Consider the following 23,993-nt stretch of genomic DNA (forward strand, 5'->3'; position numbering starts at 1 on the left):
TTCATAGTCAAATAGTTTAATAGCTATGAACCATTAACTATCAACCATTACACATGAATTTATTAATATACAAAACCCTCGAAGAATTAAACCAGGATTTAGCCGACTACGTGATCAAGATCGCAGAAATGTCGATCGAAGAAAACGACCGCTTTAACTTCGTTTTAACCGGAGGAAGCTCACCGAAAGCTTTGTACCATTTTTTGGCTACCGAGTGCCAGCACAGAATTGACTGGGAAAAGGTTTATTTCTTTTTTGGCGATGAGCGCAATGTACCAGCCACCGATGATAATTACAACGGATTAATGGCTAAAAAAACGATCTTAGATCCGCTGGGTATTAAAGAAGATCACATTTTTTATGTTGATACTACTTTGGCACCAGAAAAGGCAGCTATAGAATATAAAAAAGCAATTGACAATCATTTTAACGGCGATGATATTGCGTTCGATCTGATATTGCTGGGTATGGGTGATGATGCACATACCGCTTCTATTTTCCCGCACACTACTTTGGTTAAAGATGAAGAAGTAAATGTAGCTTCGGTATTTGTAGAGAAATTAAATACTTACCGGATCAGTTTTACTGCGCCATTAATTAATAAAGCCGATAATGTAGCCTTTTTAGTTTTTGGAGAGAACAAAGCAGAGGCTTTAAAGCATGTAATTGGCGACGAGCAGAAAGATGTAGACACTTACCCTTCTCAACTGATTAATCCAATTGAGGGTAAATTAACCTGGTTTACAGACGAGGCAGCTACCAAATTATTAGAAGATTAAATTACCATGTCTGACGAGCAACAATTATCAGACTTTTTAAACGGAAAAACGGAATATACCTTAGGGTTATTCCGTTTTTTTATAGCTCAACTGAGCGAATTGGGGCCGATTAACCTACGGCCAACCAAATCAATGATTGCCATTGAAAATCAAAAGAGTTTTGCCTACATTACTCAGCTCGGTAAAAACTTTATGCACGTGGTTATTCCATTTAGCCAGCCCTTTACAGATAATCTGTGTTTTACCAAAATTGCCCAAGTACCCGGCACCAATCAGTTTAACCATCATTTAAGAATCTATTTTGAAGCAGATGTAAATGATGAAGTGAAAGGATTTTTGAAAATGGCGATTATATAGCTAAGTTCTCAGCCCTGGTTCGTGTCTGCACGAACCAACTATCCCAACTTAATCTAACTCCTACCCCTTAGTTGGTTACACATCAACCAATTAATTCGTAAGCCCTATAAAAAAAGTGTTTGGTGAATCACCAAACACTCGAAAGTGTCAGATGGTAACACCTAACACCACGTTAATGAGAAAGCCTTAGTAAACCTTGTTTCGTGTCTGCACGAAACAAGAATTAACAACCCGCTTAATCCAGTTTCTCTTCAATCAAAAGCTTAATAATACCATCTGCCAACCCTACCTTAGGCACATAAATTTGTTTAATCCCCGTCCATTTCATTAAGGTTAAATAAATTTCGCAGGCCGGAATAATTACGTCGGCACGATCGGGATTTAAACCCAGCGTGTTTATCCGCTCTTTTAATGAGTAGCTGGTTAGCTTATTGTACATCGCATTAAGCTTTTGCAACGATAAGGGTGCATTTTCCTTCTCGTCAGACATTCGGAAAAGCTTATTGATGTTTCCACCCGTTCCAATACCAGCCAAATGTTTGTATGCTTTGGTATGTTCTTTTACCCAGTCTTTCATTTCATCCCAGGTTTCTTCTTTATCCTGGTTATCAAGCATCCTGATCGTACCAATATTGAAAGACCTCGAAGCCTCGGGCACACCTTTTACAAAGACAGATAATTCAGTACTACCTCCACCCACATCAATGTACAGGTAAGTTTTATTCTCATCCAGCTCTTCTTCAATGTGGTTAGCATAAATAATATTGGCTTCGCGCTGCCCCTCAATAATTTCAAGGGTAACATCAGTTTGTTCTTTAATCAGCTTTACAATATCCTGTCCGTTGTTGGCTTCTCGCATAGCCGAAGTAGCACAAGCCAGGTATTCGGAAACATGATAAACATCCATCAGATTTTTAAAAGCCGTCATGGTTTTTACCAGATCTGTTGATTTTTTCTCTGAAATATGCTGATCCAGAAAGGCATCGTCGCCCAACCTTAACGGCACACGGATGAGTGTATTTTTCTTGTATTTGTATTTTCCGTCCTGTTTGCTGATATCGGCAATGAGTAACCTCACGGCGTTCGAGCCAATATCTATAGCTGCGTATCTTAACATTATGATTGATGCTTGGTTTTTAAATAGTTGTAGATGTCTACCTGCGCTCTTATTTTTTTACTTAATCTGTTTTTATGGTATTTATTGTTGTTCAGGGCATTAATCTGTCTCGATTTGGTATTATCCTGCAGTTGCAGGTCAATAATATCCTGTATTTCCTGCTTAACATCGTGATCTAAAACAGGGAAACCCACCTCTACCCGGTGCTCAAAATTCCGGCTCATCAAATCGGCCGACGATAAATACATATCATTTTTACCGTTGTTACCGAAAATGTAAACACGGGCGTGCTCTAAAAACTTATCGATAATGCTGATAGCCGTAATGTTTTCACTAAACCCCTTAACACCAGGAATTAAACAGCAAATACCCCTAACAATCAGCTGAATTTTAACACCTGCATTGCTGGCATCGTAAAGCTTGGCAATAATGCCTTCATCGGCCAAACTATTTACTTTCAATAAGATATAAGCCATTTTACCGGCCTTGGCGTTTCTAATTTCGCGGTTAATGAAATTCACCAGCTTCGACCGGCTTTCTAAAGGCGAAACAATTAAATGCTTAAAACCACCTGTTACCGTTCTTTTGTTCAGCGCATCAAAAAGCTTCACCAAATCGTTGGTAATTTCTTTCCTGGCGGTAAAAATACTGTGGTCGCAATATAAGCCTGCTGTCTTTTCGTTAAAGTTACCGGTGGCCAGATTGGCGTAATACACGGGTTTATCTTTTTCAATACGCTTTATTAAACAGATTTTAGAGTGTACTTTATAATCGGTAAGACCATAATTTACCTTCACACCTTCTTCCATTAAACGAGTGGTCCAGAAAATATTGGCCTGCTCATCAAAACGGGCTTTTAACTCCAACACAACTGAAACAGCTTTGCCATTTTTGGCTGCATTGATTAAAGCATTAATCACCTTTGAGTTTTCGGCCAAGCGATAGAGCGTAATCTGTATTTCGGTTACTTTCGGATCGATAGCCGCTTCACGAAGAAACAAAATGATATAATCGTACGATTGATATGGCAGGTTAACCAGATAATCTTTTTGCGCCACTTTAGCGAAAACACTTTGGGTACGGTGCAAATCGTGCACCTTTAGCGGCACGTTAGGCGTATACTCCAATTCCTTTTTACCCACATTCGGGAAAGCAATAAAATCTCCGAATTTGTGGTAACGGTTACCCGGAATTAAACTCTCAGCCTCCAGTTTAAGTTTATTTACCAAAACAGTAAGCATATTTAAAGGCATGGCCGAATCGTATAACAAACGCATTGGCTTGCCTTTTTTACGTTTCTCGAGGCTGTTTTTAAGATCTTCGATAAACTTATCGCTCACATTATTATCAATATCCAGCTCGGCATCGCGGGTTAGCTGAATGGAGTAAGCTTCTAAACTATCGTAAGTAAAAATATAGAAGATATCATCCAGGCAGTAGCGGATAATATCCTCAGCCATGATGATAAATTTTAAATCATTCGTTTCAGGCAGTACGAGGAAACGTGGTAAACTGGGTGGAATTTCGATCAGGGCATACTTCTCCCTCATCTTGGTGTCTTTTTTCGATAATTTTACGAAGAAATACAAAAACCTGTCCTTCAGTTCCGGGAAAGGTTTATCCATATCCAGCATAATGGGCACCAGATTGGATAAGATTTTATCCCTGAAATGATTTTTAACGAACTCGCCACGACTTACGTTGAGCTGGGTATCATTTAAAATGAAAATCCGGTTTTGTGCCAGTTCGTTAATTAAGGTAGCCTGAAAAAGCTGATCGAATTTACGTTCCTGTTTTACTACAATATTTTTAATCTCATTCAGGATTTTCTTTGGGTTAAACCCTAAAAGAGCTTTGGCTTTATCGTTCAGATTGGTTAAGCGCGTCATGGTAGCTACACGAACGCGGTAAAACTCTTCTAAATTTGACGAAAAGATCGATAAAAACTTAATGCGTTCAATTAGTGGCACAGTTTCATCGGCTGCTTCCTGCAGCACGCGCTCATTAAAATAAAGCCAGCTAATTTCGCGGTTAAAAAATGGGATCTTCTTCTTACTCATTAAAAAAAATAAAAAATCCCTGCCAAAACAGGGATGTTCAAAACTGCATATTAATTTGTTAAATCGATGTTAATTAATTGACGTATTAACGTTAACAAATTTATTTTTTGACTAGTGTTTTAGCTGTTTTCTTAACTGGTGCGGCCGCTTTTGTTGTTGTTTTCTTAACCGGATCAGCTTTTTCGGCTTTAGGCGCGGTTACCGTTTTTGCAGGCACTTTACTTGCAGGCACAGCCTTTTTAACCGCTGGTGCTGCCTTAGCAACCACCTCTTTAACAGCTTCTGTTGGTTTTGCGAGTACTTTTTCGGCCTTTTCTTCGGTAGCAATGGCAGCTACTTTAACACTCTGTACCACCGGTTTTGCTTTAGATACAGCCTTTTTCACTACTTTTTCGGCTGTTTTTTCCGATTTACTCAATGTTTTAGCTACCGGTTTTTTAACCTCTTTGGCCTTCTCTTTCGATGCATGTACCAAATCATCTATTTTTTGCCCAACCTCAGCCTTTACAATGGTAAATTTCTTGGTTAGCTTTTTCGCAACGCGTTTACTGGCCTTCCCCACTTCCACACTAATTTCTGATACATCATGGCCTAAACTTTTGATTACTTCCAAAAATTTGTCAGTTATAGATTGCTCCAGCTGTTTCTTAACTTCCTTTTTGGTGATCTTTTTTTGAGACTTCGGCTTAGTGGTTTTCATATTATTTTTCGTTTTTTTGTGAGGACAGAATAATTTCTACTAAATCTACTTATTTTTTTACTTTAAAGCTAAAACTATGCCTTCTTTTGATATCGTAAGTAAAGTTGATGCGCAAACGCTCGACAATGCCATTAACAATGCAAAAAAAGAAATCCTTAACCGATACGATTTTAACGGTTCGAAAAGCACCATCGATCTGGATAAAAAAACTAATGTGATAACGATTGTTACCGAGGACGACATGCGTTTAAAAGCGATTGAGGGCTCGATTATCTCGCGCATGATGAAACAAAACCTCGATCCTAAAAGTCTTGATTTCGGCGACGAACAAGCGGCATCGGGCAATATGATCAGAAAAGAAATCAGCATAAAAGAAGGTTTGGATAAAGAGGCGGCCAAGAAAGTAGTTGCTAAAATCAAAGCTAGTGGCTTAAAAGTGCAACCCGCCATCATGGACGATCAGGTTAGGGTTACAGCAAAGAAAATCGACGATTTGCAGGCGGTAATCAGCTTATGCAGAGGCGAAGACTTCGGCCAGCCATTGCAGTACATTAACATGCGTAATTAAGGTTAACCGTTTAAACTGGTTAATTGGTTAACAGTTTTAGTAAATCCTTACGAATGAACTAATTACAACTGAACCAATGAACAATATACAGTTAACCAATTTAAACAATTAACCAGTTAACCTACACTTACGATTAAGCAATAAAAATGGAAATCAGCGAAAACGGATTCATATTTTCAGATAAAAAGGAGCTTTTAGATATTGATGCCATCCATCATTATTTAAGTACCGAGTCGTACTGGGCTAAAAACATTCCTTTCGAAACGGTAAAACGTTCGATTGAAAATTCGCTTTGTTTTGGTATTTACAAAAACCAGGAACAAGTGGGTTTTGCCCGCTGGGTAACCGACAAGGCTACCTTTGCCTGGCTTTGTGATGTTTACATCGGGGAAAATTATCGGGGACAGGGATTATCTAAAAAGCTCATGTCATTTATGATCTTCCACCCCGATTTGCAGGGATTGCGCCGTTACCAGCTGGCAACTTTAGATGCGCATGGTTTATACGAACAGTTTGGATTTGCGGCAATCGAAAATCCTGAAAGACAAATGGGTATCGTCATCCCCAATATTTACAGCGACCCCAAATAGATTTAAAAAAACCTTTTCAAAATGCTCTTGTTTTCAATAGATACCAATATTGAAAAACAATGAAAAAGATCTTTCTAGTACCAGCCATTATTGCTATGATGCTCAGTTATCAGGCTTGCCAAACGGCCGATAAAAAATCATCAACCACCAAAGACAGTGTTGCTGGCGACACCAGCATGGTTAACGGCACGCACGTAACCGGATCTGAAAGCACCGAATCGGCAATAAACGAAGAAGGAGCCACATTTTTAAGAAAGGCAGCAATTGGTGGAATTATGGAAGTTGAAGCAGCTAAAATTGCCGAAACCAATGCGAAAAGTCAGCAGGTAAAAGATTTTGCAGCAAAGATGCTAACTGACCATACTAAAGCTAATGCCTCATTAAAAGCTCTGGCGATTGATAAAAAGGTAATTACCCCTGATGGTTTACCCGCTGAAGATGAGATGCATTTGGCCGAGATGAAAAAAATGACCGGTGATGCATTTGATAAACACTACATGAATATGATGGTTACCGACCATGATAAAACGGTAGCCCTGTTTAAGCAGGGAATGGAAAACACCGATGCCGCTTTAAAAACCTGGGCAACCGAAAATTTAGCGATTATCGAATCGCATACAGAAATGGCAAAAAAAATTGTTTCAAAGATGAAGTAATCTATCGTCTTAAACTTCCATTCAAAACATAAATCCTGATGAAATTCTTCAGGATTTTTTCTTTAAAGAATGTGCTGAAAACATCATTTTTTAATACATTTTCTTCTAATAGAAAAATTAAAATTAACTTTCGCCGTTTAATTCAAAAATACAGAATGAATAAAAGTAGAATTTTCAGCGCGCTTGTAAGTGCAGCGCTCCTAAGTGCAGTGCCGGCTTTGGTACATGCTCAAAAGGCAAACTGGCAAAATCTTGATCTTAAAAGTGATAGTACATTCGGCATTAGCACTGAAAAAGCATATAAAGAGCTTTTAAAAGGCAAAAAATCGGTTAAGGTAATTGTTGCTGTTAACGATGGCGGTGTAGAAGCTACCCATGAAGACTTAAAACGCATCATGTGGGTAAACAAAAAGGAAATTGCCGGCAATGGCAAAGACGACGACAAAAACGGTTATGCAGACGATATTAACGGCTGGAACTTTATTGGCGGCCCTAAAGGATCAGTAAACTTTGAAACTTTAGAGTTAACCCGTTTAGTGCGTCGTGATATGGCCCGTTTTGCCAACACAACTGATGCAAATGTTGCAGAAAAAGATAAAAAAGATTGGGAAGCGTTTAAAGCTGCAAGAACCGACCTGGAAAAACAATTAGGTGAGGCTAAAGCTAACTTAGCGGGCATTAGTGGCTTTAAAAATGCGCTTGATGCTGTAGTAAAAAAAATCGGTAAAGAAAATCCAACAGCAGAAGACTTTAAAAACTTTAAACCAAGTACACCAATTGAAGGCCGCATACAGAGCGTATTGGTTAAACAACTGGAAGAAGGCAGTTTCAAAGATTTTTACGAAGACCAGATTAAAGAAGGTTTTGATTATTACACCCGTCAGGCCGAATATAACCTGAACCTTGATTATAACCCACGTGATATTGTTGGCGATAATCCGGATGATGTAAACGAGAAATTTTACGGAAATAATGATGTAGCTGGCCCTGATGCCATGCACGGATCGCACGTTGCTGGTATTATTGCTGCCGACAGAACCAATAAAATTGGTATCTGGGGTGTTGCTGATAATGTTGCCATTATGGGCGTGCGTTGTACACCAAATGGCGATGAGCGCGATAAAGATGTAGCAAACGGCATCCGTTATGCCGTTGATAATGGTGCCAAGGTAATTAACATGAGCTTTGGTAAAGCTTACAGCTGGAATAAGGCCATTGTTAACGAAGCGATGAAATATGCAGCTTCAAAAGATGTATTAATTGTACAGGCTGCCGGAAATGAAAACAAGGATATCGATGTAGAAAATAACTATCCTAACCACAAAGATCTGGATGAAAAAACAATTGCATCATGGATTACAGTAGGTGCTTCAGGTCCGACTGATGACGAGACGTTAAAAGCAAGTTTCTCTAACTTTGGTAAAACCCAGGTTGATGTTTTTGCGCCAGGTGTGCACATTTACTCAACTGTACCGGGATCTAAATACAAAAACTTAGATGGTACCAGTATGGCTTCGCCGGTGGTTGCAGGTTTAGCGGGGTTAATCCGTTCTTACTATCCAAAATTAACTGCTGCACAGGTAAAAGAAATCATTGTTAAATCGGTTACCAAAGTAAATCACAATGTATCTTACGCTAAAGGCGACGAGCCCGGTGCCGAGCAGGTATCAGTTCCTTTCTCTGATCTTTGCATCAGCGGCGGTATTGTTAACGCATATAATGCATTAAAATTAGCAGCTACTTATTCAGGTAAAGCTACTGCAAAATAATATTGGAGTTTGTCATCCTGAGCCTGTCGAAGGACCTTCTAACAGCTAAATGATAAGACAACTCATTGCAAAAAAAAAAGCGGATCAAACGATCCGCTTTTTTTGTTTTTAACTATTATAATGTATCCATATCAATTACAAAGCGATACTTCACATCGCTGTTCAATACCCGCTCGTAAGCTTCGTTTACGTAATTGATGTTAATCACCTCTACCTCTGAAACGATATCGTGGGCAGCACAGAAATCGAGCATTTCCTGTGTTTCTTCAATACCACCAATGCTCGAAGCCGTTAAAGCCCTGTTGCCATGCATTAAGGCCGACCCCGGAAATTTAATTGGCTCAGCGGGTAAACCTACACAAATGTGCACGCCATTAACCTTTAATAGTTTGAAGTACATCTCGTAATTGTGTGGTGCCGAAACCGAATCGATAATAAAATCGAAATGTTTGGTGTATTGGGCCAATTGCTCAGCATCTTTAGTTACCACGAAATTATGGGCGCCTAGTTTCCTTGCATCAGCTTCTTTTGAAGGCGAAGTACTTAAAACAGTAACTTCGGCACCAAAAGCAACGGCAAATTTAACCGCCATGTGCCCTAAACCACCCAGCCCTAAAATAGCTACTTGATGCCCTTTGGTAATGCCCCATCTTTTAATTGGCGAATAGGTTGTAATTCCGGCACAAAGTAAAGGTGCTACTCCTGCCAGTGGGAGTTTATCTGACACATGCGCCACAAATTCTTCGGTACAAACAATTTTGTTTGAGTAACCACCGTAAGTTGGCGTAGTTTTATCGCGTTCTACACTGTTGTAGGTCCAAACGGTTTCTCCTTTTTCGCAAAACTGCTGCTGACCACCTTTGCAGGTAGGACACTCTTTGCAGCTATCAACCATACAGCCAATACCTGCCAAATCGCCTACTTTAAATTTAGAAACCTCTGCACCTACTTCGGTTATACGGCCAACAATTTCGTGCCCCGGAACCATTGGGTAACGTGCAGGCCCCCACTCGCTCCTTACCTGATGAATATCGGAATGGCAAATTCCGCTGAATAAAATTTCGATTAACACATCTTTTGGTCCAACGTTTCTTCTTTCGAAATTCCATGGAGCCAGTTTATCAGTTTGGCTGTGAACAGCGTATCCTTTTGCAGCTATCATATGTTTTATTTTTTTCAAAGCTAGAAGATTAAGCTTTAGCATTCGTCATGCCGGCCTCATTTCAGGATATGCCATAATGTTGCATTTCTATTTCAGCCATGCTAAAAAACAGCCTTCCATCCCCTAATCACCTATAAATTAAGCTATAGCAAAATAATTTTCAAAATATTCATTCAATTTATATTTTTATAACATGGACAACGTAAAACCACTACCCGATTTATCTGCAGAAGAGCAACGTGTTTTAGGCGCATTGATTGAAAAAAGCCGGACCACCCCCGATTATTATCCTATGACGCTGAACAGTTTAACAGCGGCCTGTAATCAAAAAAGCTCCAGAAATCCGGTAGTTAATTACGATGAAGAAACAGTTACCTTAACACTGAACCAGCTTAAAATTAAGGGTTTAATATCGACAGCAACAGGTGGCTCCAGTCGTGCGACTAAATATAAACACAACCTGGCCATCGTTTACCCATTGTTACCTTCCGAACTGGCCATTATTTGCCTTTTATTGTTACGTGGCCCTTTAACCCCGGGTGAAATAAACAGCAATTCAGGCAGGTTATACGAATTTGAAAGCATTGAAGAAGTTTTAACACAGCTGCAAAAACTATCAGATGAAGAACCGGCTTTTGTAAAACAACTGCCCAAAAGAACAGGACAAAAAGAAGCCCGTTTTGTTCACCTCCTTGGAGAACAGGCAGAAACCACTACGGAACCGGAAACCGAAGCAACTATTGTAACACAATTTGATTCGACTGAGTTGGAAAACCGCATAGAGAAACTGGAAAAAGAAGTTGAAGAACTGAAAGAACTGGTTAATTTGTTGATGGATAAATAGTTTATTGGTTCATTGGTCAATGGTTCATTAGTAAAAACCCATAGCCTATCCGTCATTGCGAGAAGGCTTTTTCAGCCGACGAAGCAATCTTACAACGATAGCTATTTGCATACGCTTTGAGATTAGCAGAGCAAAGTGAAGCAGAGAACCCGAAGGCTCAGCGCAGCTAAATCTACCAGGAATATCATAAAGTCCTCCCTGTTTTTCCGTGTCTCCGTGGCAGAGCACTAAGTAACAAAAATGCCCGGCAATTAACCAGGCATTTTACTCTATAATCGAAAAGCCATTAAGCTTTATACTTTTTAAATATGGTACTGGCGGTATGGCCTCCGAAACCAAATGTGTTATTTAACACATAATTGATTTCCTTTTTAATTGGCTCGCCCAATACAATATTTAAACCTTTAGGAATGTTTTCATCCAGGTTTTTCGTATTGATGGTTGGCGGAATAATGCCATCTCTAATGGCCAAAATGCTAATTACACTTTCGATCGCACCAGCAGCACCTAACAAGTGACCAGTCATCGATTTAGTTGCTCCAATTACCACCGGCAAATCCTTAAAAACACGGTTTATCGCCTGCAGCTCACTCAAATCGCCCAAACCGGTTGAAGTGGCATGTGCATTAATGTAATCAATCTGATCAGCAGCAATACCAGCATCTTTTAAAGCGCTGGTCATACCCAGGCCAGCTCCAACCCCATCAGGAGGAGTTCCGGTTAAGTGATAGGCGTCTCCAGCCATACCACCACCAACAATTTCAGCATAAATATGTGCACCACGGCTAACAGCATGCTCCAGTTCTTCTAAAATCAGGGCTCCGGCACCTTCTCCCATCACAAATCCATCACGATCTACGTCGAAAGGTCGTGAAGCGCCTTGCGGATCATCATTATTCTTTGATAAAGCCTGCGCAGCATTAAATCCGCCAACTGATGATTTGGTTATGGCGGCTTCAGAACCACCGGCAATCATAATGGCTGCCTTACCCAAACGAATGGTATCAAAAGCATTAATAATAGCCGTATTAGAAGATGCACAAGCCGAAACGGTACAATAATTCGGACCACGCAAACGATGCCTGATCGAAATTACCCCTGCGGCAATATCAACAATCATTTTAGGAATAAAAAACGGGCTAAATCTTGGTGTACCATCGCCGGCGTGAAATTCTTCCAGCTGCGCTTCAAAAGTACCGATACCTCCATTTCCAGTGGCCCAGATTACACCAACTTCGGCCAACTGATCATCGGTCATGGTACTAAAATCCAATCCCGAATCGGTTATGGCCTGATCGCTTGATGCAATGGCATACTGCGTAAAAACGTCGTATTTTTTAATTTCCTTTTTATCCAGAAAGGTTTCAGCATTAAAGTCTTTTACTTCGCTGGCAAACTGCGTTTTAAACTTCGAAGCATCGAATTTTGTAATCGGACCAACACCACTTTTACCAGCCAGTATCTGCTGCCAAAAGCTTTCAACGGTATTTCCAAGTGGGGTTATTGCACCCAAACCTGTTACTACTACTCTTTTCATGTTAATTATTTTTAGTCAATGCCTTTAAATCGGCTTATGCACCATTAAAGGCAAGCACAAATCTGTGTTTTACACTTATCGCGGCAAAAGTACTATTCCTGCAGCTAAAATTGATACGATAAATGTAAAGCCCGAATCCTTTTTGTTTCCCGTTACCTCCTGTCAACTAAACAGATTCAATCCAGGCTTTTCTATTGGCATTCATCACATTTAAGGCATCGGCCGGCGATTGTCTAAACAATTCATATATTTTCGCGGTATCGCCTACCCTGATCTCAAATTCATCATTGGCCAAAGCAGCTAACAATTCGTCGGCTACAACACCTGGTTTTATACCGTTATGGCCACCAATTTCTTTTGAAAATTCGGTATCAACGAGCGGTGGCATCAATTCAAACACCTTAACCGGCGACCCTTCCAAACTTAACCTTAACGAGGTAGAGTACGAATGCAACGCTGCTTTACTGGCCGCATAAGTTGGCAAAGTAACCCCTGGTACATAAGCCACAATAGAAGAAACATTTACAATAGCTGCCGATTCTTGTTTGGTAAGTACAGGCAATAATTTCTGGTTAACCCTTATGATGGATAAATAATTGGTCAGCATTTCATCGGCTGCATTGGCATAAGCATCTTCATTATCATCGGCCAGATTGTATAGAATGGCCCTGCCAGCATTATTAATTACGATGTTTAACTGTGGAAAATCTGCTTTAATACGTGCAACCAAAGCATCTACATCTTCAGCCTTGCTTACATCCGATAATATGGTGGTAACATTGTTTAACGATGCAGCAACTGCATCTAAACGCTCCTGGTTTCTTCCGGTAACAATTACATGGTTATTTAAGGCGGTTAATTGTTTTGCAATTTCTAAACCGATTCCGGCAGTACCGCCGATTAATAAAACAGTATTTTGTGAAGTTTTCATTTTATATTTTTTTAAGATTTTAAGATTAAATCAATGCTCATCACGTGAGCGTAATGCTATTATTTTATCAATTAACTGGCTTCAATCAAGTTAGTCTTCCATTTTCCTATTAATATACCAATCGGTATATTTCAGGTCAAAAAAAAATGACTCACTAAGATTTAATAATTGCATTAAATGAGTCAATTCCCTCTCATTTGCAAAAACTATTATCAATCCCTTTCAATTGACACGACAAATATATACCGATTGGTATATTTATTTGTCAGCGAAAAATCTTTTTTTTAAAATCAAAGCCAATCCATCAAAAAACGTTGCATCAATCAGAACACTCAATTTCCATTTTAACGTTTGAATTTTGTAACTTTGATTTTATGAGCAAACCAGAAAGTATTGAAGATTTTTATAAAAATAAATTTAGTTTCCTACCCGAAAACCTGCAGAACGGCGTGGGGCATTTTAATGTTTTTAAACTGGAAGACTGCCTGAAAGAAGACGCCAGGCCGATGAGCTATAACCGCCGAGATTACTACAAAGTCTCACTCATCCGCGGTCACAACGTATACCACTACGCCGATAAAAGCGTAGAAATAAACGGTACCGCACTGATATTTTTCAATCCGCTTGTTCCCTATACCTGGGAGCTGGCCAGCGGCCAGAAAAGTGATGTTACAGGCTTCTTCTGCATTTTTACCGAATCTTTTTTTAAGGAAAAAATCCGCGGGAACATTGGCGATTTACCCATGTTTATCCCCGGAGGCAAACCCGCTTACATTTTAAACGAAGCACAGGAAGCGCATGTAGAAGGCATTTTTGCAAAAATGCTTGAAGAGATCAATACGGATTATGTGTATAAATATGATCTGTTGAGGAACTATATTACCGAGATCACGCATTTTGCTTTAAAAACACAGCCTTCAGAAGCTTTATTCAGGCATGTAGACGCGAACAGCCGGATTACCTCAGTATTTACGGAGCTGCTCGAACGCCAGTTCCCAATCGAAAATACGACACAAAGATTCACCATGCGCTCGGCAAAAGATTATGCTTCGCAACTTTCTGTACATGTTAACCACCTTAACCGTGCCATCAAAGAAACTACCGGTAAAACCACCACCCATTACATCACCGAACGCTTACTGAGCGAGGCCAAAGCTTTATTAAAGCATACCGACTGGAACATTTCTGAGATTGGCTACTGCCTGGGCTTTGAAGAACCTACCCATTTCAATAACTTTTTCAAAAAATTAACCAACCACACCCCTACTTCTTACCGAATTGTTTGAATTTCGTAATCATCGGTTTGAATCATGTAATAAGTAGCGTGCCTCTTGTCTGTAACTTTGTCTAAACAAAAAAAGATAAAATTATGGACAAGAAAAAAGTTTGGTTTATTACCGGAGCTTCTAAAGGCTTAGGATTAAGTTTGGTTCATCAATTGTTAAAAGCTGGCCAGTATGTTGCCGCTACCTCGAGAAATATTGACGAACTTAAGCGGGCAGTAGCTACAGATTCGAAAAAATTTCTTCCTCTTGCGGTTAATCTCTCAGACGAACAAAGCGTAGAAAAAGCGATCAAAGAAACCATTACCCAATTCGAACGCATTGATGTGATTATCAACAATGCAGGTTACGGTATTGGTGGCAGCATAGAAGAACTTAGCGATGCTGAAACTCGCAACAGTTTTGATGTAAATGTTTTTGGCACCTTAAATGTAATCAGAAAGGTTTCGCCTTATTTAAGGGCGCAACGCTCCGGACATATCATCAATATTTCTTCAATTGCCGGCATTACCGGTGCATCGGGCTGGGCAATTTATGCTGCTGCGAAAGCTGCAGTAATTTCCCTCTCAGAAATATTAGCTGAAGACCTGAAAGATTTTGGCATAAAAGTTACAGTAGTTGCTCCGGGAGCATTTAGAACAAGTTTCTTAACCGCCGATTCACTTAACCTGGCAGCTAACCCTATTGCCGATTATGAAGGCGTAAGGGAAATTCATGCCCGTTATTTAAAAATGGACGGTCAGCAAATTGGCGACCCCGAAAAAGCAGCTGCAGCCATGATTTCGCTGGCCAGCATGCCTAACCCACCATTGCATTTACTCTTGGGCAAAGATGCATTTGACCGTGCTACGACCAAACTTGAAGCACTAAGCAAAGAAATTAATGACTGGAAACCAATTTCGATCTCAACTGATTTTGACCAGTAAACCACATTTAAAATTTAGAAAAAGATGATGAACAACCAAAAAGTATGGTTTGTAACAGGCGCATCAAAAGGTCTGGGACTAACCTTAGTAAAAAAATTATTAGGCAGCGGATACCAGGTTGCAGCAACCTCCCGCAATTTAGGCGATTTAGCCAATGCCGTAGGTGAACACGAAAACTTTTTACCCTTAGCCGTAGATTTAATAAACGAAAGCAGTGTAGAAGCGGCCATTAGCCAAACCATCACCAAATTTGGCCGTGTAGATGTGGTGGTTAACAATGCAGGTTATGGGATGCTGGGCGCATTGGAAGAGTTAAGCGACAAAGAATCACGTGAGAATTTCGACATCAATGTTTTCGGTTCGCTCAATGTGATCAGAAAAGTATTGCCACAAATGCGCAAACAACAATCAGGACATATTTTCAATATCTCCTCTATTGGTGGTTTCTCCGGAAACTTCCCGGGTTTCGGGATTTATTGCGCTACGAAGTTTGCAGTAGCCGGTTTTACCGAATCGCTTGCAGCTGAAGTAAAATCGCATGGCATTAAAGCAACAGTAGTAGAACCGGGTTATTTCAGGACAGCATTTCTAAATGCAAGCTCACTGGCTGTTCCAGCCTCACCCATTGATGCTTATAAAGAAGTACGCGATTCGCAGGCTATGCACCAGAACGACATCAATAACCAACAGCCCGGCGACCCGGCTAAAGCTGCTGAAGTAATGATTGAAGCTTCAAAAAGCGAAAACCCGCCATTACATTTATTCCTCGGACCGGATGCCTATCAGGTTGCGGAAGCCAAAATAGCTGATGTACAGCGAGACATGGCCAACTGGAAGTTTTTGGCTACAGCTACGAATTTTGAAGAGGTGAATGCTTAATATTTACAAGTGTCGTCATTGCGGAAAGGCTTTTCCAGTCAATGAAGCAATGACGACCTTTCTTACCATTGTTTCTCTACATGAGTAGCTTTTTTTGACTTGTTAAATAAAGTAGTAGTTTATCAAACAAATTTCCAGCTACCGGGTTGATACAACATTGGATAATTTATGTATGCTAAGCATATTTACAATTAACACCCGTAAATTATGTGGAAATTTTACGCTATACTATCGGCCCTATTCGCAGCAGCAACAGCTATACTGGCCAAAATTGGTCTTAAAGGAGTGAATGGAAATGTTGCAACAGCCATCAGAACAATCGTAATTCTATTCATTGCCTGGGGAATTGTTCTGGCTACCGGCGAAATTACCCAACTCAAAACCCTGAGCAAAAACAACCTTATATTCTTAGGATTATCCGGACTGGCCACCGGGCTATCCTGGATTTTCTATTTCAAAGCACTCGAAACCGGAGATGTTTCTAAAGTAGCACCGATTGACAAGCTTAGCGTAGCTATCGCCATGGGACTTGCTTTTTTAATTTTAAAAGAGCCTATTGATGCCAAAACACTTATTGGCGGCGGACTTATCGTTGCGGGAAGTATGGTGATTTTACTGTAAATCTATTTTACGATTGCATCGGTAAAACCACTTACATTGAATATAGATAACTAGTTCTTTACAGGATATTTCTGTTCAAATTTAGCGCCGCCACTTGTTTCTCCCTTAATCCAATCATAATATCCATCTAAAATAATTCCGGATACACCATCAGGTTCAGAAAAACCTCTCTGTCCGAAGTAGACTTGTAACCTGGACCCACCCCATAAACCCCAATTATTCCTGATCCACATGCCTAGTCCATGGTGTAGCCCTAACATCTCTCCGCTGCTCTTGTAATTTTTAATCGTCTCTTTATCAATCGGTTTCAAGATCTTATCCAATTGCAAAAAACAATCATTAAGATTAACCGGGATGTAAATATGATTGATTGAATCTAATGTTAACCGCCTGACACGTTCTTTTTTTTGCGCTTCCTTTTCTACTAAAAGTTCTTGTTTAGCTAAAGAATCAACCGGATTCCGGAAACCGCCCGAAAAGAATTTGAAATATTGTTTCTCCGTTTTTTCAGACAGGAAACTGGCATCAAAAATATTAGCCGTCATTATTTTTCTGATTTTATCCTCATCAATATCTTTCGGACAGCTTAATGTATCAATTTCAAAATTTCCATTTTTATTTAAATAGCCTGCTAATGTGATCCGATATATTTTATAGTCAAAAAAATCAGGAGTATTGATTCCTACATATTTCAACCCGATCTTCTCTTCCATCTCGAGTGCAAGATTTTTTTGAGTCTTCAGGATAACAAAATCCGGTATATATTTATAGGCATATTCAAAAAAATCGGTTTTTGGAATTGCAGGCTTAAGATCTTTAAGTTTTTGGTAAACAGATTCAAAAGGAACTTTTTTCACGATCTCACACTTTTTAAGATCATAAACAGTAACTATCTTCTTTGAGTCTACGCAATAAATGGTATCCTGATCATTCATTACATATTGTTGGTTTAGAAACTTTTCTTCAGCTGTTGTACCAGTTTTAAACACAGGAAAGCCTGGCTTACTCTGCTGATTATCCACTACAATAGCAGAATTATTGTAGAACAACTGACATCGCTCTACATCTGGATTACAGCTGGAAAATTCTTTAGTAGTATAGGCTTGCACCCTTTTTCCATTTTTGTAAATAACAACATTCTTAAAACCATCATCACTGTAAGTTGCATTTGCCAGATAAGCTATAGTTGAGCCATCATTTGAAATAGTTAAAAAATACTGTCCAAAAGTATACACATCAAATGAGCGGTTAATTTCGTAAACCTTTTTATCGCCCTTATAAACTATTGACTTACCTCTCGTAGTCGGAAATTCATCGTCGTAAGAAAAGGATTTAAGAGAAAATTTTCCGTTAGCTGAAAAAACTTCGGTAATCGGAATTTGGGAGGTTGAGGACTGCGTAAAAGCAGAAATACTCAATAATAAAAAGAATGTGAGTGTGAGCGTAATTTTCATCATGTAATTAAGATCTATAAATATAGTAAAACGGTTAAACTATAAATGTTAATTAATCTTAAATTCCATAGAAAGAAAGACTGTTTATCTGTTTTAACAAAAAACCGCTGGCTAAATACATAGCCAACGGTTCAACATTTATATAGGGATGAGTAATTACTTTTTCGGTTTTGCGCTCATGTAAAAAGTAAGCTTTCCGCCATTGGTAATATCTGCGTGCTTAATTTTATGGTCGGTAATTTCTTTACCATTCAATAAAACCTTTTCTACATATACATTTTTATCACTTTGTTTAATAGCTTCAACGGTGAAAGTTTTGCCATTTTCTAAATTGATAACCGCGTGGTTAACCAACGGGCTACCTAAAGAGTATACCTCAGAACCTGGTGCTACCGGATAAAACCCTAGTGAAGAGAACATATACCAGGCGCTCATTTGTCCGCAATCGTCATTTCCACCCAGACCATCGGCAGTTGGTTTGTATTGCATGTTTAAAATGTGGCGAACCTGTGCCTGTGTTTTCCAGGGTTGATCGGCCCAGTTGTACAAATAAACAATGTGGTGAGCAGGTTCATTTCCATGCACATAACCACCAATAATACCTTCTCGGGTAATATCTTCGGTATGCGCAAAAAATTCATCTGGCAAGTGCATGGTAAATAAGGTATCCAAACGTGTTGCAAATTTCTTTTTACCGCCCATCATTTCAATCAGTGTAGCCGGATCTTGCGGCACGAAGAAACTGTAGTTCCAGCTGTTCCCTTCAATAAAACCCTGTCCTTCGGTATCTTTCGGATCGAATTGTTTTTTAAAGGTACCATCGGCCAGTTTAGGGCGCATAAAACCTGTTGCACTATCGTAATTGTTTTTCCAGTTGTTAGAACGCTTGATGAATTCTTCATAAACATCCATCCGGTTTAACTTTTTAGCTAATTGAGCAATAGACCAGTCATCATAAGAATATTCGAGGTTGTTGGAAACGGAAATGCCCGATTTTTCGGCAGGAATATAACCTTTATCCATATAATAACCGATTCCTTCGTAATCGCGGTGTTTAGCTGTAGCTACGCAAGCATCAAGTGCTTTATTGGCGTCGCCGTTATAAGTACCTTTAATAATGGCATCAGAAATAACCGAAACGCTGTGGTAACCACTCATACACCAGTTATCGTTGGCGTAATGCGACCAGATCGGCAGCATGTGCAAACTACTCTGATCGTAATGTGCCAGCATCGATTTTACCATATCGTTACTACGGCCAGGTTGCGTAATGTTAAAAAACGGATGCAAAGCGCGGTAGGTATCCCAAAGCGAGAAAGTGGTATAATTGGTAAAACCATCAGCTTTGTGCACGCCCTGATCTAAACCTTTGTACTCGCCGTTAACGTCGGTATAAATAGTCGGATTGATGTAAGCATGATATAAAGCAGTATAGAAATTGATTTTATTATCGTTCGAAGTCGTTACCTGAACTTTATTCAACTCCTTGTTCCAGCTGGCCTGAGCCTGTGCTTTTACTTTTTCGAAATCCCAGCCCGAAATTTCTGCACGCATGTTTTGCAAAGCATTTTCCTGACTAACGGGCGATAGCGCAAATTTAATTTTAACTTTCTCCCCTTCCTGGGTATCGAAATCGAAGAACATTTTTAACTTCTTGCCGGCAATTTCAGGGAAGTTTTGCTCCTGGTTAAATTTACCCCAAAAGCCTCGGTAAGCTTGTTTGGCATCATAACTTTTGCGACCGTAGCTTTTAAAAGGCTTAGAAAAACTCATGGCAAAATATACTGTACGGGTTCTGGCCCAGCCATTGGTTTGGCGGTAACCTGTAATCAGGGTATCGTTTACTACACGTACGTAAGTCCAAACGGTTTTTTCTTCATAATTATAAATTCCGGCCATCAAATCTAATATAATGTGCGATTGATCTGATTTAGGGAAAGTGTACTGGTGCATACCAACCCGGGTAGTTGAGGTTAATTCGGCCAGGATATTATCATCATCGAGTTTAACCTTGTAATAACCTGCTTCGGCTACTTCGTTTGCATGTGAGAACGCCGAACGGTAGCCGCTTTTCGGATTTGAAGCAGTACCTGGATTCAATTGCAGTTTACCTTGTGTCGGCATGATTAAAAAATCGCCCAAATCGGAGTGTCCCGTACCGCTAAAATGCGTATGACTAAAACCGGTAATGGTTTTGTCTTCATATTTATAACCCGCACAATATTTGTACACATCGCCATTGTACTTACCGTTTACTTCGTAAGATAAGGTGTCGGTTTCGGGACTTAATTGCACTGCACCGAAAGGAACGGTTGCACCCGGATAGGTATGCCCCATTTTTGAAGTACCAATAATGGGCTTAACATACTGCACCAGATTCTGCTGTGCCGAAGCAACCATGCCCGACAACAAAAGACAGGGCAGCATAATTTTTTTAATCATATCTTTTTCGAGATTAGCTTGTTTTGTTTAAAATTCTAAGGTAGAAATTTATCTTCAAATATCTACAAATAACATGACTAAAACGTTTAAGTAAAGCAAAAAATACATTTTTGGTTTACTGGAGTCATCCTAACAATCAAACAATTTAGCAATTGAACATTTCTGGTTTTTTGGTTAACTGGTTAATTGTTTAAATCGGTTAACTGGTGTGATCCCAACAATCAAACAATTAAACATTCACTAATTATTGGTTAACTGGTTAATTGTTTAAATTGGTTAACTGGGGTGATCCTAACAATTAAGCAATAGAACAATGTAAACCTTACAGGTATTGAAAACCCGCAAGGTTTGTCGCTTTTTACAAGTAACTGACTTCCATTAATCAATTTCAGCTAAATAAACCTTATTTTTGCATCCTATATTTTTGAAATGAGTAAACACGGTAGAATTCTGGTAGCCATGAGTGGCGGGGTTGATAGTTCGGTAGCGGCTGTAATGTTGCATGAGCAAGGTTACGAGGTGATTGGATTAACCATGAAGACCTGGGACTATGCCAGCTCTGGCGGTAGCAGCAAGGAAACCGGCTGTTGCTCTTTAGATAGCATTAACGATGCCCGTACACTTGCCGTAAACTATGGTTTTCCGCATTATATATTGGATATCAGAGACGAATTTGGCGATTATGTAATCGATAATTTTGTGGATGAATACCTGGCCGGAAGAACCCCTAACCCATGTGTATTGTGCAATACCCACATTAAATGGGAAGCGTTATTAAAACGAGCCAATAAACTCGACTGCGAATTTATTGCAACGGGACATTATGCCAATATCCGCCAGCAAGATAGCGGCCGCTATGTAATTTCGAAAGGAAAAGACGAAAATAAAGATCAATCTTACGTATTGTGGGGTGTTTCGCAAGAAAACCTTTCGCGTACTAAGTTCCCATTGGGCAGCTTCGCTAAAGCTGAAATCAGGCAAATGGCTTTAGACATGGGCCAGGAAGAACTGGCTAAAAAATCGGAGAGCTACGAAATCTGTTTCGTTCCGGATAACGATTACAGGGCTTTCTTAAAACATAAAGTAGAAGATTTAGAAGATCGCGTAGCGGGTGGTAATTTCATTCTGAGCAATGGCATGGTGGTAGGCCAACACAAAGGCTATCCTTTTTATACCATTGGCCAGCGTAAAGGTCTTGGCGTTGCTTTTGGCGAGCCCATGTTTGTTACCCAAATCCTGCCCGAAAGCAATACAGTAGTTTTAGGCAAAGCGGAAGAACTGGAGCGTCGCGAAGCGATGGTTCGAAATATTAACCTGATTAAATATGCGAGTATTGAAGAGCCGATGAGCGATATCATTACCAAAATACGCTATAAAGATGCGGGTATGCTAAGTACAATTGTACAGGAGAAAGACAAAATGCGTGTAGTGTTCGACCACAATGTATCAGCCATTGCACCAGGCCAATCGGCAGTGTTCTATGAAGGAAATGATTTATTGGGTGGCGGGTTTTTAGTTTAATAATCCGCTCCCCTTCATAATTCTAAGTGATCGTCATGCTGATCCGATAGCTATCGGATTTATTTCAGCATCTCTTTTTTTATTGATGAGACCCTGAAATGAATTCAGGGTGACGATCGAAATGAAAAGCAGTGAGGTAATTACTCACTTCCCTTAAAAACATTAATGGTGGCGGTTTTCCAATGAATATAACCTAAATCACCGCAAACCTGTCCAACAAATTGCTCTACATCTTCGGGCACATCGTTTACCACACGCCACCTGATTTTATATTTGGGGTTATAGCTCATGTAAACTACTAAGTCATCACTGCGTTGCCCTAACGAATGCAAAGGCTGTAAGTGAATATCCTGCAAATCGGCAGCAGCTATCTTTAATCTTTCATTCATAATTTTCCCTAATGAAAGATCAGGCTTGAAATCTGTTTCAAATATGGCTAAAACGGTAACGGTCATAAAAAATAAATATATCAGCAAACAAACGAAGCCATAAGCTTTTTGTTTAAAATAATTACACACCATACGCTGCGTTTAACTTTCCGCTCACGTATTTTCGGTTTCTCCAAAAGCAAATTTATACTAAAAAAATTAGCATCAAAATTTATTCTCACATTTTTTCTGGTCAAAATAAAAATTAGATACAGCCATGACAAGTGTATTGCCTACGTTGATAACCTGGCAAATGTGTACAACTATTTTAAACATCTGATAATTAGACTCGTTATCTAATTTAAAAGGAGGAATTATGAAAAAGTGCATTTATGTTGTAGAAGACAACCCGAATATCAGGGAGATTATTGAGTTTCTGCTGATTGAAGAACTTTACGAAGTAAAAACCTGCCCCAACACCAGCGATTTCTGGCTACAAATGAACAAACACCTGCCAGATATGGTGATTTTAGATGTAATGTTGCCCGATGGAAACGGACTGGATATCTGCAATACTTTAAAACGAAATATTAAAACACATAATATCCCGGTAATGATGATGTCGGCCAATAACCACTTAAACACCATTAAGGCTAAATGCGATGCCGAAGACTTTATCAATAAACCATTCGACCTGAACGATTTTGCTGGCAGGATTGAGAAACATCTGGTTAATTAAGGAATAATTTCTACAACGGTGAGTTTCCGCTGTAGAAATTATTTTTTTTAAAGTGCTATAGTTTCAATGGCTTTACTCAAAGCTTCATCTTTCAAGTCAGGTACACTTAATCCTTCTGCCCTATACGCAACGATATCTACCATACCTAAAAACCCCAATACCGATCTCAGGTACGATTCTGTGAAATCGTAAGCTTTCATCGGTCCTTCCGAATACACGCCTCCAGAAGAAATAGCCAGGTAAACTTTTTTACCTTTTACTAAACCTTCGGGGCCATTTTCCGAATAACTGAAAGTTTGGCCTGCTCGTGCAATATGATCTATCCAGGTTTTCAATGTAGATGGAATACCAAAATTATATAACGGCACGCCAATTACAATCACATCTGCAGCCTTCAGTTCGGCAATAGCCTCATTAGAATGTTTTATTGCTTCTTCAAATTCAGGAGTATGATTTTCTGCTGGTGTAAAAAAAGAATTGATGTGCACTTCTTCCAGATGCGGAAATGGCTTGCTGGTGAGGTCGTGCGTAATAACAGTGCTACCAGGATTAGCAGCTGTTAGTTTTTCTACAATGGCATTCCCTAATTTAATACTGGAAGATGCTTCGCCCCTTGGACTTGATATTAAATTTAATATTTTCATTTTTTGTCTTTATTATTTATTACTGGCAAAATTATATACACCAGCT

23 protein-coding genes are annotated in these 23,993 nt (G+C 39.5%); 13 read left to right on the plus strand and 10 right to left on the minus strand.

What is annotated here, in order from left to right; all coding sequences use genetic code 11:
- Window positions 1–53: 53 nt before the first annotated feature.
- Both pgl and BLR37_RS01670 read left to right on the plus strand, forming a co-directional pair.
- Window positions 54–779 (plus strand): 6-phosphogluconolactonase, encoded by a 726-nt coding sequence (gene pgl, locus BLR37_RS01665; RefSeq protein WP_090763691.1) that lies wholly within the window; start codon window positions 54–56, stop codon window positions 777–779.
- 6 nt (window positions 780–785) lie between these two features.
- Window positions 786–1,136, plus strand: a complete 351-nt coding sequence (locus BLR37_RS01670) for a DUF5655 domain-containing protein (protein ID WP_090763739.1) — start codon at window positions 786–788, stop codon at window positions 1,134–1,136.
- 235 nt (window positions 1,137–1,371) lie between these two features.
- Here the strand turns inward: BLR37_RS01670 and BLR37_RS01675 are convergent, their stop codons facing one another.
- The 3 genes from BLR37_RS01675 to BLR37_RS01685 all read right to left on the minus strand — a co-directional run bounded on the left by BLR37_RS01675 (window position 1,372) and on the right by BLR37_RS01685 (window position 5,013).
- Window positions 1,372–2,253 (minus strand): Ppx/GppA phosphatase family protein, encoded by an 882-nt coding sequence (locus tag BLR37_RS01675; RefSeq protein ID WP_090763741.1) that lies wholly within the window; start codon window positions 2,251–2,253, stop codon window positions 1,372–1,374.
- Window positions 2,253–4,313 carry a polyphosphate kinase 1 gene (gene ppk1 / locus BLR37_RS01680; protein WP_090763743.1) on the minus strand — a complete coding sequence of 687 codons (2,061 nt, stop codon included), beginning with the start codon at window positions 4,311–4,313 and terminating at the stop codon, window positions 2,253–2,255. The genes BLR37_RS01675 and ppk1 overlap by 1 nt, the downstream gene beginning before the upstream one ends.
- Window positions 4,314–4,413: 100 nt before the next feature.
- Window positions 4,414–5,013, minus strand: coding sequence for a hypothetical protein (locus BLR37_RS01685; RefSeq protein ID WP_090763746.1), 600 nt, complete (start codon window positions 5,011–5,013; stop codon window positions 4,414–4,416).
- Between the two features lie 76 nt (window positions 5,014–5,089).
- On the opposite strand from BLR37_RS01685, the gene BLR37_RS01690 reads away from it, so the two are divergent.
- The 4 genes from BLR37_RS01690 to BLR37_RS01705 all read left to right on the plus strand — a co-directional run bounded on the left by BLR37_RS01690 (window position 5,090) and on the right by BLR37_RS01705 (window position 8,596).
- Window positions 5,090–5,581 carry a YajQ family cyclic di-GMP-binding protein gene (locus tag BLR37_RS01690; RefSeq protein WP_090763749.1) on the plus strand — a complete coding sequence of 164 codons (492 nt, stop codon included), beginning with the start codon at window positions 5,090–5,092 and terminating at the stop codon, window positions 5,579–5,581.
- A gap of 146 nt (window positions 5,582–5,727) precedes the next feature.
- Entirely contained in the window at window positions 5,728–6,171 is a 444-nt protein-coding gene (locus BLR37_RS01695; RefSeq protein ID WP_090763752.1) for a GNAT family N-acetyltransferase, read from the plus strand.
- A 59-nt stretch (window positions 6,172–6,230) separates the two neighbouring features.
- On the plus strand, window positions 6,231–6,827 hold the full coding sequence (locus tag BLR37_RS01700) for a DUF4142 domain-containing protein (RefSeq protein WP_090763756.1): 597 nt from the start codon (window positions 6,231–6,233) through the stop codon (window positions 6,825–6,827).
- 155 nt (window positions 6,828–6,982) lie between these two features.
- A complete protein-coding gene (locus tag BLR37_RS01705) occupies window positions 6,983–8,596 on the plus strand; it encodes a S8 family peptidase (protein WP_090764821.1) in 1,614 nt (537 codons plus the stop codon).
- Between the two features lie 115 nt (window positions 8,597–8,711).
- Here the strand turns inward: BLR37_RS01705 and BLR37_RS01710 are convergent, their stop codons facing one another.
- The gene (locus BLR37_RS01710; RefSeq protein WP_090763759.1) at window positions 8,712–9,758 is read right to left on the minus strand and encodes an NAD(P)-dependent alcohol dehydrogenase; all 1,047 of its coding nucleotides are present in this window, start codon (window positions 9,756–9,758) and stop codon (window positions 8,712–8,714) included.
- Between the two features lie 193 nt (window positions 9,759–9,951).
- On the opposite strand from BLR37_RS01710, the gene BLR37_RS01715 reads away from it, so the two are divergent.
- Entirely contained in the window at window positions 9,952–10,602 is a 651-nt protein-coding gene (locus BLR37_RS01715) for a YceH family protein (protein WP_090763762.1), read from the plus strand.
- A gap of 286 nt (window positions 10,603–10,888) precedes the next feature.
- On the opposite strand, the gene fabF is transcribed toward BLR37_RS01715, so the two are convergent.
- On the minus strand, window positions 10,889–12,139 hold the full coding sequence (fabF, locus tag BLR37_RS01720) for a beta-ketoacyl-ACP synthase II (protein ID WP_090763765.1): 1,251 nt from the start codon (window positions 12,137–12,139) through the stop codon (window positions 10,889–10,891).
- Window positions 12,140–12,305: 166 nt separating this feature from the next.
- Window positions 12,306–13,070, minus strand: coding sequence for an SDR family oxidoreductase (locus BLR37_RS01725; protein WP_090763768.1), 765 nt, complete (start codon window positions 13,068–13,070; stop codon window positions 12,306–12,308).
- 374 nt (window positions 13,071–13,444) lie between these two features.
- Here BLR37_RS01725 and BLR37_RS01730 point away from each other — a divergent pair, with 374 nt between their 5' ends.
- From BLR37_RS01730 to BLR37_RS01745, 4 genes are all read left to right on the plus strand, one after another.
- On the plus strand, window positions 13,445–14,356 hold the full coding sequence (locus BLR37_RS01730) for a helix-turn-helix domain-containing protein (protein WP_039470894.1): 912 nt from the start codon (window positions 13,445–13,447) through the stop codon (window positions 14,354–14,356).
- A gap of 83 nt (window positions 14,357–14,439) precedes the next feature.
- On the plus strand, window positions 14,440–15,279 hold the full coding sequence (locus tag BLR37_RS01735; RefSeq protein ID WP_039470893.1) for an SDR family NAD(P)-dependent oxidoreductase: 840 nt from the start codon (window positions 14,440–14,442) through the stop codon (window positions 15,277–15,279).
- Window positions 15,280–15,303: 24 nt separating this feature from the next.
- Window positions 15,304–16,158, plus strand: a complete 855-nt coding sequence (locus BLR37_RS01740; RefSeq protein ID WP_341844503.1) for an SDR family oxidoreductase — start codon at window positions 15,304–15,306, stop codon at window positions 16,156–16,158.
- 207 nt (window positions 16,159–16,365) lie between these two features.
- The gene (locus tag BLR37_RS01745) at window positions 16,366–16,779 is read left to right on the plus strand and encodes an EamA family transporter (RefSeq protein WP_090763774.1); all 414 of its coding nucleotides are present in this window, start codon (window positions 16,366–16,368) and stop codon (window positions 16,777–16,779) included.
- 50 nt (window positions 16,780–16,829) lie between these two features.
- Here the strand turns inward: BLR37_RS01745 and BLR37_RS01750 are convergent, their stop codons facing one another.
- Together BLR37_RS01750 and BLR37_RS01755 are read right to left on the minus strand one after the other, a co-directional pair.
- Window positions 16,830–18,236: a DUF6794 domain-containing protein gene (locus BLR37_RS01750; RefSeq protein WP_090763777.1), complete on the minus strand. Its 1,407-nt coding sequence runs from the start codon at window positions 18,234–18,236 to the stop codon at window positions 16,830–16,832.
- A gap of 153 nt (window positions 18,237–18,389) precedes the next feature.
- Window positions 18,390–20,675 carry a GH92 family glycosyl hydrolase gene (locus tag BLR37_RS01755; RefSeq protein ID WP_167356528.1) on the minus strand — a complete coding sequence of 762 codons (2,286 nt, stop codon included), beginning with the start codon at window positions 20,673–20,675 and terminating at the stop codon, window positions 18,390–18,392.
- A 429-nt stretch (window positions 20,676–21,104) separates the two neighbouring features.
- Here BLR37_RS01755 and mnmA point away from each other — a divergent pair, with 429 nt between their 5' ends.
- Window positions 21,105–22,196, plus strand: a complete 1,092-nt coding sequence (gene mnmA / locus BLR37_RS01760) for a tRNA 2-thiouridine(34) synthase MnmA (protein ID WP_039470885.1) — start codon at window positions 21,105–21,107, stop codon at window positions 22,194–22,196.
- A 140-nt stretch (window positions 22,197–22,336) separates the two neighbouring features.
- Here the strand turns inward: mnmA and BLR37_RS01765 are convergent, their stop codons facing one another.
- The gene (locus BLR37_RS01765; protein WP_090763780.1) at window positions 22,337–22,651 is read right to left on the minus strand and encodes a hypothetical protein; all 315 of its coding nucleotides are present in this window, start codon (window positions 22,649–22,651) and stop codon (window positions 22,337–22,339) included.
- 289 nt (window positions 22,652–22,940) lie between these two features.
- Between BLR37_RS01765 and BLR37_RS01770 the strand changes: the two genes are divergently transcribed.
- A complete protein-coding gene (locus BLR37_RS01770; protein WP_039470881.1) occupies window positions 22,941–23,303 on the plus strand; it encodes a response regulator transcription factor in 363 nt (120 codons plus the stop codon).
- A gap of 47 nt (window positions 23,304–23,350) precedes the next feature.
- On the opposite strand, the gene BLR37_RS01775 is transcribed toward BLR37_RS01770, so the two are convergent.
- Window positions 23,351–23,947, minus strand: a complete 597-nt coding sequence (locus BLR37_RS01775) for an FMN-dependent NADH-azoreductase (protein ID WP_090763784.1) — start codon at window positions 23,945–23,947, stop codon at window positions 23,351–23,353.
- Window positions 23,948–23,993 lie beyond the last annotated feature (46 nt).

It is taken from the genome of Pedobacter soli, from assembly GCF_900101435.1.
Taxonomy (GTDB): domain Bacteria; phylum Bacteroidota; class Bacteroidia; order Sphingobacteriales; family Sphingobacteriaceae; genus Pedobacter; species Pedobacter soli.

Bases quoted from the DNA above. Each gene is read 5' to 3' on its own strand.
- BLR37_RS01735 (WP_039470893.1), top strand. From the start codon at position 14,440: ATGGACAAGAAAAAAGTTTGGTTTATTACCGGAGCTTCTAAAGGCTTA.
- BLR37_RS01770 (WP_039470881.1), top strand. From the start codon at position 22,941: ATGAAAAAGTGCATTTATGTTGTAGAAGACAACCCGAATATCAGGGAG.
- BLR37_RS01710 (WP_090763759.1), bottom strand. From the start codon at position 9,758: ATGATAGCTGCAAAAGGATACGCTGTTCACAGCCAAACTGATAAACTG.
- BLR37_RS01675 (WP_090763741.1), bottom strand. From the start codon at position 2,253: ATGTTAAGATACGCAGCTATAGATATTGGCTCGAACGCCGTGAGGTTA.
- BLR37_RS01745 (WP_090763774.1), top strand. From the start codon at position 16,366: ATGTGGAAATTTTACGCTATACTATCGGCCCTATTCGCAGCAGCAACA.
- BLR37_RS01685 (WP_090763746.1), bottom strand. From the start codon at position 5,013: ATGAAAACCACTAAGCCGAAGTCTCAAAAAAAGATCACCAAAAAGGAA.
- BLR37_RS01755 (WP_167356528.1), bottom strand. From the start codon at position 20,675: ATGATTAAAAAAATTATGCTGCCCTGTCTTTTGTTGTCGGGCATGGTT.
- BLR37_RS01750 (WP_090763777.1), bottom strand. From the start codon at position 18,236: ATGATGAAAATTACGCTCACACTCACATTCTTTTTATTATTGAGTATT.
- ppk1 (WP_090763743.1), bottom strand. From the start codon at position 4,313: ATGAGTAAGAAGAAGATCCCATTTTTTAACCGCGAAATTAGCTGGCTT.
- pgl (WP_090763691.1), top strand. From the start codon at position 54: ATGAATTTATTAATATACAAAACCCTCGAAGAATTAAACCAGGATTTA.
- BLR37_RS01700 (WP_090763756.1), top strand. From the start codon at position 6,231: ATGAAAAAGATCTTTCTAGTACCAGCCATTATTGCTATGATGCTCAGT.
- mnmA (WP_039470885.1), top strand. From the start codon at position 21,105: ATGAGTAAACACGGTAGAATTCTGGTAGCCATGAGTGGCGGGGTTGAT.
- BLR37_RS01730 (WP_039470894.1), top strand. From the start codon at position 13,445: ATGAGCAAACCAGAAAGTATTGAAGATTTTTATAAAAATAAATTTAGT.
- BLR37_RS01690 (WP_090763749.1), top strand. From the start codon at position 5,090: ATGCCTTCTTTTGATATCGTAAGTAAAGTTGATGCGCAAACGCTCGAC.
- BLR37_RS01670 (WP_090763739.1), top strand. From the start codon at position 786: ATGTCTGACGAGCAACAATTATCAGACTTTTTAAACGGAAAAACGGAA.
- BLR37_RS01695 (WP_090763752.1), top strand. From the start codon at position 5,728: ATGGAAATCAGCGAAAACGGATTCATATTTTCAGATAAAAAGGAGCTT.
- BLR37_RS01725 (WP_090763768.1), bottom strand. From the start codon at position 13,070: ATGAAAACTTCACAAAATACTGTTTTATTAATCGGCGGTACTGCCGGA.
- BLR37_RS01775 (WP_090763784.1), bottom strand. From the start codon at position 23,947: ATGAAAATATTAAATTTAATATCAAGTCCAAGGGGCGAAGCATCTTCC.
- BLR37_RS01765 (WP_090763780.1), bottom strand. From the start codon at position 22,651: ATGACCGTTACCGTTTTAGCCATATTTGAAACAGATTTCAAGCCTGAT.
- BLR37_RS01715 (WP_090763762.1), top strand. From the start codon at position 9,952: ATGGACAACGTAAAACCACTACCCGATTTATCTGCAGAAGAGCAACGT.
- BLR37_RS01705 (WP_090764821.1), top strand. From the start codon at position 6,983: ATGAATAAAAGTAGAATTTTCAGCGCGCTTGTAAGTGCAGCGCTCCTA.
- BLR37_RS01740 (WP_341844503.1), top strand. From the start codon at position 15,304: ATGATGAACAACCAAAAAGTATGGTTTGTAACAGGCGCATCAAAAGGT.
- fabF (WP_090763765.1), bottom strand. From the start codon at position 12,139: ATGAAAAGAGTAGTAGTAACAGGTTTGGGTGCAATAACCCCACTTGGA.